At 71.0% G+C, this 12,587-nt stretch carries 14 protein-coding genes and 3 tRNA genes; 12 read left to right on the forward strand and 5 right to left on the reverse strand.

Annotated features, from left to right (window positions below):
* Positions 1-107 precede the first annotated feature (107 nt).
* The 5 genes from ACWENQ_RS00595 to ACWENQ_RS00615 all read left to right on the forward strand — a co-directional run bounded on the left by ACWENQ_RS00595 (position 108) and on the right by ACWENQ_RS00615 (position 2,312).
* A tRNA-Gln gene (locus ACWENQ_RS00595) sits at positions 108-179 on the forward strand.
* A 148-nt stretch (positions 180-327) separates the two neighbouring features.
* A tRNA-Glu gene (locus ACWENQ_RS00600) sits at positions 328-403 on the forward strand.
* Between the two features lie 17 nt (positions 404-420).
* Positions 421-493 (forward strand) — tRNA-Glu (locus tag ACWENQ_RS00605).
* Positions 494-576: 83 nt separating this feature from the next.
* Complete coding sequence (locus tag ACWENQ_RS00610; protein WP_452412467.1) at positions 577-1,689, forward strand: sensor histidine kinase; 1,113 nt, start codon at positions 577-579, stop codon at positions 1,687-1,689.
* The gene (locus ACWENQ_RS00615) at positions 1,680-2,312 is read left to right on the forward strand and encodes a response regulator transcription factor (protein WP_452412469.1); all 633 of its coding nucleotides are present in this window, start codon (positions 1,680-1,682) and stop codon (positions 2,310-2,312) included. Before ACWENQ_RS00610 ends, ACWENQ_RS00615 begins: the two co-directional genes overlap by 10 nt.
* Here ACWENQ_RS00615 and ACWENQ_RS00620 read toward each other — a convergent pair.
* Positions 2,302-3,669 (reverse strand): serine hydrolase domain-containing protein, encoded by a 1,368-nt coding sequence (locus ACWENQ_RS00620; RefSeq protein WP_452412470.1) that lies wholly within the window; start codon positions 3,667-3,669, stop codon positions 2,302-2,304. The two genes, ACWENQ_RS00615 and ACWENQ_RS00620, sit on opposite strands and share 11 nt — an antisense overlap.
* Positions 3,670-3,806: 137 nt before the next feature.
* Between ACWENQ_RS00620 and ACWENQ_RS00625 the strand changes: the two genes are divergently transcribed.
* Positions 3,807-4,187 (forward strand): hypothetical protein, encoded by a 381-nt coding sequence (locus tag ACWENQ_RS00625; protein WP_452412471.1) that lies wholly within the window; start codon positions 3,807-3,809, stop codon positions 4,185-4,187.
* 140 nt (positions 4,188-4,327) lie between these two features.
* Here the strand turns inward: ACWENQ_RS00625 and ACWENQ_RS00630 are convergent, their stop codons facing one another.
* Positions 4,328-6,046 carry a hypothetical protein gene (locus ACWENQ_RS00630; protein WP_449929278.1) on the reverse strand — a complete coding sequence of 573 codons (1,719 nt, stop codon included), beginning with the start codon at positions 6,044-6,046 and terminating at the stop codon, positions 4,328-4,330.
* 144 nt (positions 6,047-6,190) lie between these two features.
* Entirely contained in the window at positions 6,191-6,907 is a 717-nt protein-coding gene (locus ACWENQ_RS00635; protein WP_354909607.1) for an IclR family transcriptional regulator, read from the reverse strand.
* 63 nt (positions 6,908-6,970) lie between these two features.
* On the opposite strand from ACWENQ_RS00635, the gene leuC reads away from it, so the two are divergent.
* From leuC to ACWENQ_RS00655, 4 genes are all read left to right on the forward strand, one after another.
* Entirely contained in the window at positions 6,971-8,356 is a 1,386-nt protein-coding gene (leuC, locus tag ACWENQ_RS00640; protein ID WP_449929280.1) for a 3-isopropylmalate dehydratase large subunit, read from the forward strand.
* Between the two features lie 40 nt (positions 8,357-8,396).
* Positions 8,397-8,984: a 3-isopropylmalate dehydratase small subunit gene (leuD, locus tag ACWENQ_RS00645; protein WP_354909601.1), complete on the forward strand. Its 588-nt coding sequence runs from the start codon at positions 8,397-8,399 to the stop codon at positions 8,982-8,984.
* Entirely contained in the window at positions 8,963-9,202 is a 240-nt protein-coding gene (locus ACWENQ_RS00650) for an SCO5555 family protein (protein ID WP_354909598.1), read from the forward strand. Before leuD ends, ACWENQ_RS00650 begins: the two co-directional genes overlap by 22 nt.
* 101 nt (positions 9,203-9,303) lie before the next feature.
* Positions 9,304-9,603, forward strand: a complete 300-nt coding sequence (locus ACWENQ_RS00655) for an HU family DNA-binding protein (RefSeq protein ID WP_354909596.1) — start codon at positions 9,304-9,306, stop codon at positions 9,601-9,603.
* An 88-nt stretch (positions 9,604-9,691) separates the two neighbouring features.
* Here the strand turns inward: ACWENQ_RS00655 and ACWENQ_RS00660 are convergent, their stop codons facing one another.
* Positions 9,692-9,895, reverse strand: a complete 204-nt coding sequence (locus ACWENQ_RS00660) for a hypothetical protein (protein WP_354909594.1) — start codon at positions 9,893-9,895, stop codon at positions 9,692-9,694.
* Positions 9,896-9,952: 57 nt separating this feature from the next.
* On the opposite strand from ACWENQ_RS00660, the gene ACWENQ_RS00665 reads away from it, so the two are divergent.
* Complete coding sequence (locus tag ACWENQ_RS00665; RefSeq protein ID WP_452412472.1) at positions 9,953-11,185, forward strand: MFS transporter; 1,233 nt, start codon at positions 9,953-9,955, stop codon at positions 11,183-11,185.
* Here ACWENQ_RS00665 and cofC read toward each other — a convergent pair.
* Entirely contained in the window at positions 11,157-11,795 is a 639-nt protein-coding gene (gene cofC, locus ACWENQ_RS00670) for a 2-phospho-L-lactate guanylyltransferase (protein ID WP_354909589.1), read from the reverse strand. The genes ACWENQ_RS00665 and cofC overlap by 29 nt on opposite strands.
* A gap of 79 nt (positions 11,796-11,874) precedes the next feature.
* Here cofC and ACWENQ_RS00675 point away from each other — a divergent pair, with 79 nt between their 5' ends.
* Positions 11,875-12,585: a lysophospholipid acyltransferase family protein gene (locus ACWENQ_RS00675; protein ID WP_354909587.1), complete on the forward strand. Its 711-nt coding sequence runs from the start codon at positions 11,875-11,877 to the stop codon at positions 12,583-12,585.
* Positions 12,586-12,587 lie beyond the last annotated feature (2 nt).

The raw sequence follows: 12,587 nt of genomic DNA on the forward strand, positions 1-12,587 counted from the left end.
GAGCCGCGGACGCGCTGGTTGAGCAATCGTTTTGGCCTTGTCCCCCTACGTGGGCTATTCTTTCGGAGTCGCCAGCGAGCGGATCCCGACAGGGAACGTGAGCGCGGTGGGGTATGGTGTAATTGGCAACACGACTGATTCTGGTTCAGTTATTCTAGGTTCGAGTCCTGGTACCCCAGCTCTGTAAACGGATGTCCACACATGGACATCCGTTTTTGCGTTTCCGCGACATGCCTGGTGGGTAGGCCGTCAGTTTGGCTGTGCTCCACGAGGTGCGGTACAGTTACATCCGTTGCCGGGGAGACCCGGCACATCGCTTGTGGACAGGGTCCCGTCGTCTAGTGGCCCAGGACGCCGCCCTCTCAAGGCGGTAGCGCCGGTTCGAATCCGGTCGGGACTACCACTGCCGCAAGCCGCTTCGGTCCCGTCGTCTAGTGGCCCAGGACGCCGCCCTCTCAAGGCGGTAGCGCCGGTTCGAATCCGGTCGGGACTACATCGGCAGAAACCCGGATGCCTGCTGGTATCCGGGTTTCTGCGTTTTCGGGTGGATCACCGGCCCTGGCTAGACTCCGCCTCATGCGACGATCGGCCACGACGCTTTCCCGGCGCGCGATCGGCCTGATCGCAGGCGTTCCCACCGGGCTGGCCGGGCTCGGCTGGTGCGGCCTCGCCTGGGTGGCGGGGGAGCGCCGCGCCCGCACGGTCACCGCCACCCTCGTGCGCCTGGAGCGGGCCCGCCTGGCCGCCTGGTACGACCACCACGCGGGCGGCGCCCGGGGCGGCCGCGCCTACCTGGCGCTGCGCGGCCTGACCGGCCTGCTGGGCGGCTACCTGGCCGCCATGGGGGCGTTCGTCGCCGCCCTCCTCCTGTACGGCGGCGCCGCCCAGTTGGCGTCAGGGGAGGCGGACCTGCTGCCGCTGGAGTTCCCCGGCCTCCGCCTGATCGGCAGCAGCTGGGCCTACGGGCTCGTCCTCGGCGCGATCGTCCTGGCGCTGACCGGTGCCTGGAGCGCCGCGGTGATCGGTGTCGAGCGCCACCTCGCCGACCGCTTCCTCGGCCCCGATCCGAACGAGGCCATGGCCCGCCGGATCGCGGAGCTGACCGTCTCCCGCTCCGGCATCGTCCGCGCGGTCGACGAGGAGCGCAGGCGGATCGAGCGCGACCTGCACGACGGGGTCCAGCAGCGGGGCGTGGCCCTGGCGATGCTGCTCGGCCGCGCCCGCCACACCGCCGACCCCGCCCTGCTCGACGAGGCCTACGTCGAGTCCAGGAGACTGCTCGACGAGTTGCGGAGCGTGGCCTGGCGGGTCTATCCCACCGCGCTCGACACGCTGGGGCTGCGGGAGGCGCTGACCGAGGTGGCCGACCGCTCGGCCGTACCGGTGCGCGTCGCGTACGCGGTCGACGGGCGGCCGGCGCCGGAGATCGAGACCGCCGTCTACTTCGTGGCCAGGGAGGCCGTCACGAACGCGAACAAGCACGCGGAGGCAGGCCTGATCGTGGTCGAGGTGCGTGCGCGGGAGGGGGAGGTGGCCGTGACGATCACCGATGACGGCAGGGGCGGCGCCGTACCGGGCGGTGGTCTGTCGGGGCTGGAGCGGCGGGTGCGCGCGCTGGACGGCAGCTTCGCGGTCGACAGCCCACCGGGCGGCCCGACCACGGTGACGGCGAGGCTGCCGTGCGCCTGATCCTCGCCGACGACTCCGTGCTGCTCAGGGAAGGGCTGGCCCGGCTCCTGCAGGACGCCGGACACGAGGTGACGGCCGCGGTGGGCGACGCCGACGCGCTCATGGCCGCCGTGGCCGAGCACCGGCCCGACGTGGCGGTGATCGACGTGCGCATGCCGCCCTCCCACACCGACGAGGGGCTGAGGGCGGCGCTGGAGATCCGCGGCAGGTGGCCGGAGGTGGGCGTGCTCGTGCTCTCGCAGTACGTCGAGCAGGCCTCGGCGGCACGGCTGCTGGCCGGGCCCTCGGAGGGCCTCGGCTACCTGCTGAAGGACAGGGTCTCGGAGGTGGCCGAGTTCCTCGACTCGGTCGAGCGGGTCGGGTCGGGCGGCACGGTGTTCGACCCCGACGTCGTCCGGCGGCTGCTGGCGGCCGCCCCGCTCGGCACGCTGTCCCCCCGCGAGCGGGCCGTGCTCGAACACCTGGCCACCGGCATGGTGAACACCGCGATCGCCGAGCGGTTGCACGTGTCGCAGAGCACGGTCGAGAAGCACGTCAACGCCGTCTTCGACAAGCTCGGGCTCGCGCCGACGCCCGGCTACAGCCGCAGGGTCCTGGCCATCCTCCGCTATCTCAACGGCTGAGCCGCACGGCCGTCACCACCACGCCCGCGACTGCGGCCGTCACCAGCCAGAGCATGAACGTGGGGTACAGGTAGAACACCTGGATCCACATGGCGTCGCGCCCCCGGGCCAGGAACCTGAAGACGGGCGCCGCCGCCGCGCACAGCGCCAGGGGCGCCAGGAGCGGCAGCACCCACAACCGTCCCCATCCCGTACGGCGGGCCGCCCACCGCCGCGAGCGGGCCAGGCCGCGCGCCGCCAGGGCGACGGTCACCAGCGTCAGCAGCAGGAACACCAGGTCGGTGACCAGGTAAGGGTCCGACGGCGGCTCGGGGGTGCCGCCCTCGATCATGGCGACGAGACCGTCGAGGAGGGCGGAGCTGTCGCCGAAGGCCATGCCGGTGTTGGCCATGACCGCGATGCCGTAGCCGGACTCCGGCATGAGCAGTTGCTCGGCGGTCGAGGTGAACAGCTCGCCGCTGTGCCCGATGGCCAGGTTTCCGCGCGGGGTCCTACCGATCGACCAGCCCAGCGCGTAGGTGTCGTTCTGCCGGGACAGCGTGCGCAGCTCCGCCGTGCTCGCGGGCGAGACGATCCCGGAGCGTTGCGCGATCAGCCATCTGGCCATGTCGTTCGCCGTGCTGATCACGCCGCCGGAGCCGTTGCCGAAGCCGGGCGGCTCGGGCACGGCGACCGCCTGTCCGAGGACGGTGAGGTGGCCGCGCGCGCTGTCCGGCATGTCGCGCTCGGTGTCGATCGTGGTGCTGTGGCTCATGCCGAGGGGGGTGAACACGTGGGTCTTGAGGTAGGCCGCGAACGGCTCCCCGCTGACCACCTCGACCAGTCGCGCGGCCACCTGGTAGTTGGTGTTGTGGTAGCTGAAGGCGGTGCCGGGCGCGGTGGCGAGCCGGGCGTCCTTCAGTCGCGCCACGGCGCCCTGGAGGGAGTCCGGCTGGGGCAGGCTCTTCTCACGGAAGGTGGCGTCGGCCATGCCCGAGGTCTGGTTCAGCAGCTGGCGAACGGTGATCCGCGCGGCTCGTGGATCGGCCATCGTGAACTCGGGCAGGTAGCCGCGCACCGGCTGGTCGAGCCGGATCGTGCCCTTCTCCACCAGCTGCATGACGGCGAGCGAGGTGAACGACTTGCTCACCGAGGCGACGGCCATGGGGGTGTCGGCGGTCAACGGGGCGCCCGAGGCGGTCCTGCCGTACCCGGTGGCGTGGACGACCCTGGATCCCCGGGTGATCGCGACCGCCACCCCCGGCAGGCCCGTCCTCTCCTGGTAATCGGCGACGTAGGCGTCGACCTGGGCGGGGGTGATGTCCACGGCGGGTGGCGGGGCGGCGAGGAAGAGCGCGGTCAAGACGGCTGTGAGCATGCGCCGACGCTAGTGACGGCGCCCTGCCCGCGACCATGGCGAGAATCCTTCGCGTTCGTTACGGGAAACCGCCAGTTGACTGGATAGTGAAGCTATCCAATAATGGAGAGTGTCACTATCCAATCAGGAGGTGCCGAATGGCGATCATCACCCCGTGGATTCCCGGCCCCGCCGCGGCCCACGACCAGCCCGTGCAGGTCATGGCGTCGCGCTTCGAACTGCGCAGCCTGTGGCACGTGCCCGGCTTCCTGTTCCAGTCGATGCGCATCCTGCTGCAGGCCCGGCGGAGCCCCGGCGCGGTCGGCGCCACGCTGAAGGCCGCCCCCCTGCGCCGGACGTTCTGGACCCTGTCGGCCTGGACGTCCGACGAGGCCCTGTCCACCTTCGCCCGCAGCCAGCCGCACCGGAGCATCATCGGCGCCTACCGCGACCGGATGGCGGGCTCCACGTTCAAGTTCTGGACCGCCGAGCGGCCCGCGGACTGGGCCGAGGCGCACACCCGCCTGAAGGAGGAGTGAGGGCCCGCCGGCCGCGCCCGGCCCTCACCCGCGGACCCCACCGGTCGCCACGGCCACCTCGCCGCCGCGACCAGGCAGGTGATCCTCCACTCGGAGACGCGCAAGCCCCCCGCCGGGCACCGGCGGGGGGCTGCGGAGGGTCAGGAGGTCGAACGGGCCTTGAAGAGCGCTCGCTTGGCCGCCTTCGCCACATGCTTGTCCGGGTGGACCTGCGAGATCAGCTCCAGCAGCTCCTCCACATGCGCGTGCGGGATCTTCCAGATCACCTCGAGCAGGTTGTTGAGCAGGTCGGGCCCGATGTCACGCAGGCTGCTCACGAACTCCGCCCGCCCGAGACCGGCGGAGATCGTCCACATGTCCAGGATGAGCCAGTGGGTGTCGTCCTGGGTGGGCTCGGGAGCGCCCTCCACCTCCAGCTGCGTCAGGTGGGTGGCCGCGTACGGACGCAGCGAGGGCTCCTTCAGCGCCGCCTGCCAGGCCGGGATCGCGTCCTCGCCGAGCGTGCCGACCACGCTCGCCGCCTGGACCCTGATCAGCGCGTCGGTGTCGTCCTCGCCGGCCGCCTCCAGCAGCTCGCGGGCGGCCTCGCCCGGCTCGCGCAGCTCCATCCACGCCGCGAACTCCGCGTCGGCCTCGTCCTCGGGCAGCTCGGCGCTGAAGGCCAGCAGTTCGAGGGCGGTCATCGCGTCGATCGCCGGGCGGGCGTCGAGCTCGATGTCGGCGTCGTCGACCAGGTGCACGACGCCCTCGGTGCCGAGGGGAGTGAGCGTGACCTCGTCGCCGGTGACGGTGAGCATGCCGTACCCGACGAGCCAGTCGAGCACCGGCGCCAGCGGGTCGCCGTAGTGGTCGCGGGCGGCGGCCCAGGCGTCGGCGCCGAGCTCGTCGATGTCGGCGGCGGCCTCGGCGAGCTCCTCACGCAGCGCGGCCAGCCCGCGCGAGCCGCCGCCCAGCAGCAGGCGGACCAGCAGCCCGCGGCTGAGGCCGCCGAGCGCCATCGTGAGGTCGTCGTCCTCCAGCTCGGGGTCGCCGTAGTCGACGGAGTGGAGGCCGAGCATCCAGGCGTCGAGCACGTCCTCGTCGTCGTCGAAGGGCCACTCGGCGGTGTCGTCGTCGACGCTGACGGTGTCGTCGCCGTCGGGTTCGAGGAACTCCAGGTCGACCGCGAGGTTCCAGATGTTCCACAGCTGGGGGACGGCCTTGGACAGCGAGCCCTCGGTCGCCGGCCTGGGCAGGCCGATGACGGCCAGCGCCTCCTCCACCTCGGCGTCGGACAGCAGGCTGTCCTCGCCCACCTCGCGCGCGTCGCCGACCCAGACCGCGAGGTCGCGGGCCTTGGCGATGAGCGGGACGGCCCGCGCCGCGGCGGCGAGCTCGGCGTCGGGGCGCAGCCGGATCGTGGGCAGGTCGGCCAGCTCGTCGGCGAAGGGCTCGAAGTCGCCGAGGTCGCCGGTCTCCTCGCGCACGTCCTCGTCGTCGTCGATGAGGTCCTCCATGGCCTCGACGAAGTCGTCCTCCAGATCGTCGAGCTCGTCGAGCAGATCATCGAGGGAGTCGGAGCCCTTGGCCAGCTTGTCGGTGTCCGACAGGAAGGTCAGATAGGCGCGCACCGCGCCGATCATCCCGTCGGCCGCCTCGTCCGGATCCTCGACGACCTTGGGCATGCGGTCGAGCAACACCGTCCTGAGGTCGGCGCGGCGCCACCGGGCGACGTCGTCGGAAGCGGACAGCCGGTGCCACAGCGCGGCAGGGCCGACCAGGTCGGGGTCGCTGGCCGGGGCGTGTTCCCGTGCCCACACGATGAACTCTTCGAGCAGGGGACGCAGCTCATCGGCGGCAAGCTCGATGCGATCTGTCACCCACTCAGGCTAGTGCGCTCCGGCCGCGGTCGGCCCACGAAATCGACGGAGCGCCGATCACGAAAAGTCGCGAAACGGGGGGACGGAGCGCGTGGGAGCGCGTCCAACCGCTCCCACACCGGTCATCCCGTACGGCACGCGCGGTCAGTTGGCCCGGCGCATCGCCTCGGTGATCCGTTCGGCGGCGGCCATGACCGGCACCGCGTGCAGCCTGCCGGGCGTGCGGGTCAGGCGCTCGATCGGTCCGGATACCGAGACGGCCGCGACCACCTTGCCGCCCGTGCCCCTGATGGCCGCCGAGACGCTGGCGACGCCCTGCTCGCGCTCGCCGACGCTGTGGGCCCAGCCGCGCCGCCGTACGGAGGCGAGGGTCGCGGCGGTGAACTTGGCCCCGCGCAGACCCCTGTGCAGCCGGTCGGGCTCCTCCCAGGCCAGCAGGATCTGCGCGGCGGACCCCGCCGTCATCGGCAACGCCGAGCCCACGGGGACGGTGTCGCGCAGGCCGCTGGTGCGCTCGGCCGCCGCGACGCAGACACGCTCGTCTCCCTGGCGGCGGTACAGCTGCGCGCTCTCGCCCGTCAGGTCCCTGAGCTGGGTCAGGACGGGCGAGGCGACCGCGAGGAGCCGGTCCTCGCCGGCCGCGGTGGACAACTCCGACAGTCGCGGGCCGAGGACGAAACGGCCCTGCGTGTCGCGGGAGACGATCCGGTGATGCTCCAGCGCGACGGCCAGCCGATGCGCCGTGGGACGGGCCAGTCCGGTGGCCTGCACGAGCTGGGCGAGCGAGGCCGGGCCCGCTTCGAGGGCGTTGAGCACGAGAACGGCCTTGTCCAGTACGCCGACTCCGCTAGAGTTGTCCATACACCGATACTGCCGTCTCGACATATGAGAAGGCAAGTCGGGGCAATCTCAAGGAGGAGATCAATGGGCCGCACACTCGCGGAGAAGGTCTGGGAGCAGCACGTCGTGCGCCGCGCCGAGGGCGAACCCGACCTGCTCTACATCGACCTGCACCTCGTTCACGAGGTCACCAGCCCGCAGGCCTTCGACGGCCTGCGCATGGCGGGACGCAAGGTGCGCAGGCCCGATCTCACCATCGCCACCGAGGACCACAACGTCCCGACCGTGCTCGGCCCGATCTCCGACCCCGTCTCCAAGACGCAGGTCGAGACGCTGCGCAAGAACGCCGCCGAGTTCGGCGTCAGGCTGCATCCCATGGGCGACGCCGGCCAGGGCGTGGTCCACATCATCGGCCCGCAGTTCGGCCTGACCCAGCCGGGCATGACGATCGTGTGTGGCGATTCTCACACCTCCACCCACGGCGCCTTCGGCGGCATCGCGTTCGGCATCGGCACCTCCGAGGTGGAGCACGTGCTGGCCACGCAGACGCTGCCCGCCTACCGCCCGAAGACCATGGCCATCGAGGTCGGCGGCGAGCTGCCGGTGGGCGTCACGGCGAAGGACCTGATCCTGGCGATCATCGCGAAGATCGGCACCGGCGGCGGCCAGGGCTACATCGTCGAGTACCGCGGCGAGGCCATCCGCAAGCTCTCCATGGAGGGCAGGATGACCATCTGCAACATGTCCATCGAGGCGGGCGCCCGCGCCGGCATGATCGCGCCCGACGAGACGACGTTCGCCTACCTGAAAGACCGCCCCCACGCCCCGAAGGGCGAGGCGTGGGACCAGGCGGTCGAGCACTGGAAGTCGCTCAGGAGCGACGACGACGCCGTCTTCGACAAGGTCGTGGAGATCGACGCCACGACGCTGACGCCGTTCGTCACCTGGGGGACCAACCCGGGACAGGGGCTGCCGCTGGGCGCGGCCGTACCGTCGCCCGAGTCCTTCGCCGACCCCGTCGAGCGGTCGGCGGCCGAGCGGGCGCTGGAGTACATGGGTCTGACGGCCGGCACGCCGCTGCGCGAGATCGAGGTCGACACCGTCTTCGTCGGCTCGTGCACCAACGGGCGCATCGAGGACCTGCGGGCCGCGGCCGACATCCTGCGCGGCCGGCAGGTCAAGACCCGCACGCTGATCGTGCCCGGCTCGATGCTGGTGAAGCTGCAGGCCGAGAAGGAGGGCCTGGACGAGGTGTTCGAGGCCGCGGGCGCGGAGTGGCGGCAGGCCGGGTGCTCGATGTGCCTCGGCATGAACCCCGACACGCTCGCCCCGGGCGAGCGCAGCGCCTCGACCTCCAACCGCAACTTCGAGGGCCGGCAGGGCAAGGGAGGCCGCACCCACCTGGTCTCGCCCGCGGTCGCCGCGGCCACGGCCGTGACGGGCCGGCTGACGGCTCCGGCGGACCTGTAACCCTCTCCGGCCTCACCACACGACTTCAAGGACAGCCACGATGGACGCTTTCACCACGCACACCGGCACGGCGGTGCCGCTGCGCCGCAGCAACGTCGACACCGACCAGATCATCCCCGCCGTCTGGCTCAAGCAGGTCAGCCGTACCGGCTTCGAGAAGGGCCTGTTCTCCGCCTGGCGCGAGGACCCCTCCTTCGTCCTGAACGACCCGGCCTACCAGGGGGCCAGCATCCTGGTCTCCGGCCCCGACTTCGGCACCGGCTCCTCGCGCGAGCACGCCGTCTGGGCGCTGCAGCAGTACGGCTTCCGCGTCGTGATCGCCGCCAGGTTCGGCGACATCTTCCGCAACAACTCCACCAAGATGGGCCTGCTCCCCGTCGTCCTGCCGGGCGACAGGGTCGAGGCGCTGCAGGCGGCCGTCGAGGCCGACCCGAACCTGCCCGTCACCGTCGACCTGGCCGAGCGGCAGGTCCGCTGGGCCGGCGAGGTCGTGGCCTTCGAGATCGACGACTACACCCGCTGGCGCCTGATGGAGGGCCTGGACGACATCGGCCTGACCCTGCGTCACGCCGACGACATCACCACGTACGAGAATGGTCGGCAGTCATGGCTGCCGACGACCGTCTAGAGGACGACGAACTGGCGCGGCGGTTGCGCGAGGCGCACCGCCGCGTCCGCCTGCTGCCCACGGCCCACAGAGAACGTTTCGCGCGCCGATACCTGGCCATCTGTGATCTCGCCAAACGTGATCCCGAACGTGCGGCGACCCGGTTGGCGACCTTCCTCGCCGAGCTGAACAGCGAATCCGACACGCCGGGTGCCCAAAAAAACGCGTCTGGTGATTGAGTTCCTTCGCAATCCCCCTTTAGATTCAACCCGTAAGGGGTTTCTCGACCGTTGGACTCGTTGCTGGAACCCCGAGCCGTAACAGGGGGAGCGAAACCTACATGAACAAGCGGGAACTCGTCGACGCCATCGCGGACCGGGTGGGCGACAAGAAGACGGCGACCGAGGCCGTGAACGCCATTCTCGACGCCATTCAGAAGGCCGTCGCGAGTGGCGACAAGGTCTCGATCACGGGCTTCGGCGCGTTCGAGATGGTCCACAAGCCGCAGCGCACGGCCAGGAACCCGTCGACCGGCGCTGAGATCAAGGTGGCCGAGAGCTGGGGGCCGAAGTTCCGTCCTGGCTCGGACTTCAAGGAGCTGGTCAACGCCGGAGGCAAGAAGGCCGCCAAGAAGAAGTAAGTAACTACGGAGCGCCCGGACACCCGATAAGGGGGTCCGGGCGTTTTATTTGCGAAATCCAGGTGTGCTATTTGCGTAAGCGGGCCGCTCAGCCGGGCACCGGGAAAGTCGACAGCGTGACATAGGTGATCTCCTCTCCGGAGACGCCGAGATTCACGCGCTGTCCCGTACGCAACAGCCGTAGCGGCCCCGCGTCGAACGCCTCCGCGCCGAACTCCAGCACACTTCCGTCGTCGAGGAACACCGACCCCGAACGGGTCTCCGGATCGAAACTCCGCACCGTCGCCTGCACGAGCCCCAGCGTAAATCGTTTGACCCCCGCACAGGGAACCGGTGAGGATCCCGCTTCGTGCCCGTTGCGCAAAGCGTCTGGCGGAACTCCGCCTTCCGGCGGCTGGTCGGCGCCGACGTCCTCAGCCAGTTCGGCACCCAGGTGACGCTGGTGGCCCTGCCGCTGACCGCCCTGCTGGTGCTGGACGCGACCCCGTTCCAACTCGGCCTGCTCACCGCCGCGGAGATGGCCGCCTTCCTGGTCATCGGCCTGCCGGCCGGCGTGTGGGCGGACCGGATGCGCCGCCGTCCCATCCTGGTCGCCGCCGACGGCGTGCGCGCGCTGGCGCTGTTCAGCGTCCCGGTGGCGGCCTTCGCCGACGTGCTGACGCTCGCCCAGCTCTACGCCGTCGCGCTGGTCATCGGGGTCGGCACCGTCTTCTTCGACGTCGCCCACATGAGCCTGCTGCCCTCGATCGTCCGCAAGGACGGCCTGTCCACCGGGATCGGCACCCTGGAGACGCTGCGCAACGCCGCCTGGCTGGCCGGGCCCGGCTTCGGCGGCTGGCTGGTCCAGGTGCTCGCCGCGCCCTTCGCGCTGCTGGCCGACGCGATCTCGTACGCCTGCTCGGCGCTGGTCCTGTCGACGATCAAAGCCGACGAGACCCCTGCCGCCCCGGCGGAGCGCAGGAGCGTCAAGGCCGAGGTCGCCGAAGGGCTCAGATACGTGCTCGGCCACCAGGTGCTGCGCCGCGTCGCCCTGGTCGGCGCGCTGAACATGCTCACCAACGGCCTGTGGGCGATCGTCCAGCCGCTGTTCCTGGTGCGCGAGCTCGACCTCGGCGCCGGAGCCTACGGCCTGATCGTCTCGGCCGCGGGCGCCGGCGGCGTGCTGGGCGGCGCGCTCGCCCCGAAGATCGTCGCCAGGTACGGCAACGGCGGCGCCATGTACGGCGGCGCCGTCCTCGCCGGGCTGTTCCCGCTGATCGGCGGATTCGCCGGCGAGGGATGGCGGGTCCTGCTGTACCCGCTGGGGCTGTTCCTGATGCTCGTCGCCGCGGTCGTCTTCAACGTCGCCCAGAGCAGCTACCGCCAGGCCGTCACCCCCGACCACCTGCGCGGCCGGATGAACGCCAGCATGCGCTTCCTCATGTGGAGCGCGATGCCGGTCGGCGGCCTGCTCGGCGGCCTGCTGGCCGAGCGGGTGAGCGTGGGCGTGCTGCTGTGGGTGGCCTGCCTCGGCACGGCGACGGCCCACCTGCCGGTCATCGTGTCGCCGTGGATCAGGCGTCTGCGAGCCGAAGCCGGCTGACCACCTCGGCGGTGTGCGGGCCGAGGCCCAGCGCGATGGCCGCGCGCAGGTCGTCGGGGGTGTCGACGTCACGCCTGACCGACTCGATGCCCTCCAGGGTCAGCTCCTTGGCTCCGCCGGCCAGGTGCTTGGCCCTCGACTCGCCGCCGAAACGGGGGGTGAACGGCACGCCGGGCCGTACGCCGTAGAAGGTCGTGCCGACGTCGAGCGCGTCCGGCACGAACGCCTGGTCGAACTCGGCCGCCGCCTCCAGCACCGTGGCCAGCTCTGCGGGGCGCAGGGCGGGCAGGTCGGCCTGGAGGGCGCCGACGGCGTCGCCAGGCGCCAGCCGTACCGCATGGGCGGCACCCGCGCGCAGCGCGGTGTTGAGACCGCGGTCGGGGTCGGGGACCACCACGGCCCCCAGCGCGGCGAGCGGCCCTGCGGCGCCCTGGTCGGCCGTGACCACGATGACTCTGGCCACGGGCGCGGCGGCCAGCGCCGCCGACAGCGTGTCGCCGGCCACCGCGACCGCGAGCGCGGTCCGGTGCGGCCCGGTCGCCGCGGCCAGCCGGCTCTTGGCCGCTACCAGCGTCTTCACCGGGATGACGAGTGACCAGCGGATGCTCATAGGCTTAAGCATCTCGTCTCGACATCCCGAGCGGCCAACCGGGAGACTTGGGGCGCAGTCGTCTGTCTTGGAGGAGTTCATGAGCCGCCCCGGCCGACCATCCCGCCCCTGGGAGACCTTCGCGGTGGTGATCGTCAAACCGCTCTCGTGGCTGCTCGTCAAGAAGGACTGGCGCAGGGGCGAGCTGATCCCGAAGACCGGCGGGCTCATCATCGCGACCAATCACCTGTCGTGGACCGATCCCGTTCTCATCGCGCACTTCCTCTACAACCACGGGCGCTGGCCGGTCATTCTCGCCAAGGCGTCGCTGTTCAGGGTGCCGTTCCTGGGCGCCGCGGTGCGCGCGCTGCAGGCGATCCCGGTGGACCGGGGCACCGCCGAGGCCGCCCGGTCGCTGGAGATCTCCGAGCAGCGGCTGCGCGACGGGGGCGCGATCATGTTCTACCCCGAGGGGACCGTCACCCGCGATCCCGGGCTGTGGCCGATGGTCGGCAAGACCGGCGTCGCCCGCCTGGCGCTGCAGACGGGGGCGACCGTCATCCCTGTCGCCCACTGGGGTGCGCACGAGCTGTTGCCCTACGGGGAAAAGAAGCCGAGACTCTTTCCTCGCAAGACGTTCACCGTACGGGTCGGACCTCCCGTCGACCTGTCGAAGTACGAGGGGCAGCCGTTGCGAGGTCCGGTGCTGCGTGAGGCGACCGCCGACATCATGGCCGCGATCACCGTTCAACTGGCGGAAATCAGGGGAGAGAAAGCTCCGGAGACCCCCTACGACCCGGCAGGGCGGTGAAT

Source organism: Nonomuraea sp. NPDC004354, from assembly GCF_053602555.1.

What these genes read in the sequence shown, in the direction of transcription:
- ACWENQ_RS00610 (WP_452412467.1), top strand. Translation starts at nt 577, where the DNA reads ATGCGACGATCGGCCACGACGCTTTCCCGGCGCGCGATCGGCCTGATC.
- ACWENQ_RS00650 (WP_354909598.1), top strand. Translation starts at nt 8,963, where the DNA reads ATGGCTGCCGACGACCGTCTAGAGGACGACGAACTGGCGCGGCGGTTG.
- ACWENQ_RS00675 (WP_354909587.1), top strand. Translation starts at nt 11,875, where the DNA reads ATGAGCCGCCCCGGCCGACCATCCCGCCCCTGGGAGACCTTCGCGGTG.
- cofC (WP_354909589.1), bottom strand. Translation starts at nt 11,795, where the DNA reads ATGAGCATCCGCTGGTCACTCGTCATCCCGGTGAAGACGCTGGTAGCG.
- leuD (WP_354909601.1), top strand. Translation starts at nt 8,397, where the DNA reads ATGGACGCTTTCACCACGCACACCGGCACGGCGGTGCCGCTGCGCCGC.
- ACWENQ_RS00625 (WP_452412471.1), top strand. Translation starts at nt 3,807, where the DNA reads ATGGCGATCATCACCCCGTGGATTCCCGGCCCCGCCGCGGCCCACGAC.
- ACWENQ_RS00635 (WP_354909607.1), bottom strand. Translation starts at nt 6,907, where the DNA reads ATGGACAACTCTAGCGGAGTCGGCGTACTGGACAAGGCCGTTCTCGTG.
- ACWENQ_RS00655 (WP_354909596.1), top strand. Translation starts at nt 9,304, where the DNA reads ATGAACAAGCGGGAACTCGTCGACGCCATCGCGGACCGGGTGGGCGAC.
- ACWENQ_RS00620 (WP_452412470.1), bottom strand. Translation starts at nt 3,669, where the DNA reads ATGCTCACAGCCGTCTTGACCGCGCTCTTCCTCGCCGCCCCGCCACCC.
- leuC (WP_449929280.1), top strand. Translation starts at nt 6,971, where the DNA reads ATGGGCCGCACACTCGCGGAGAAGGTCTGGGAGCAGCACGTCGTGCGC.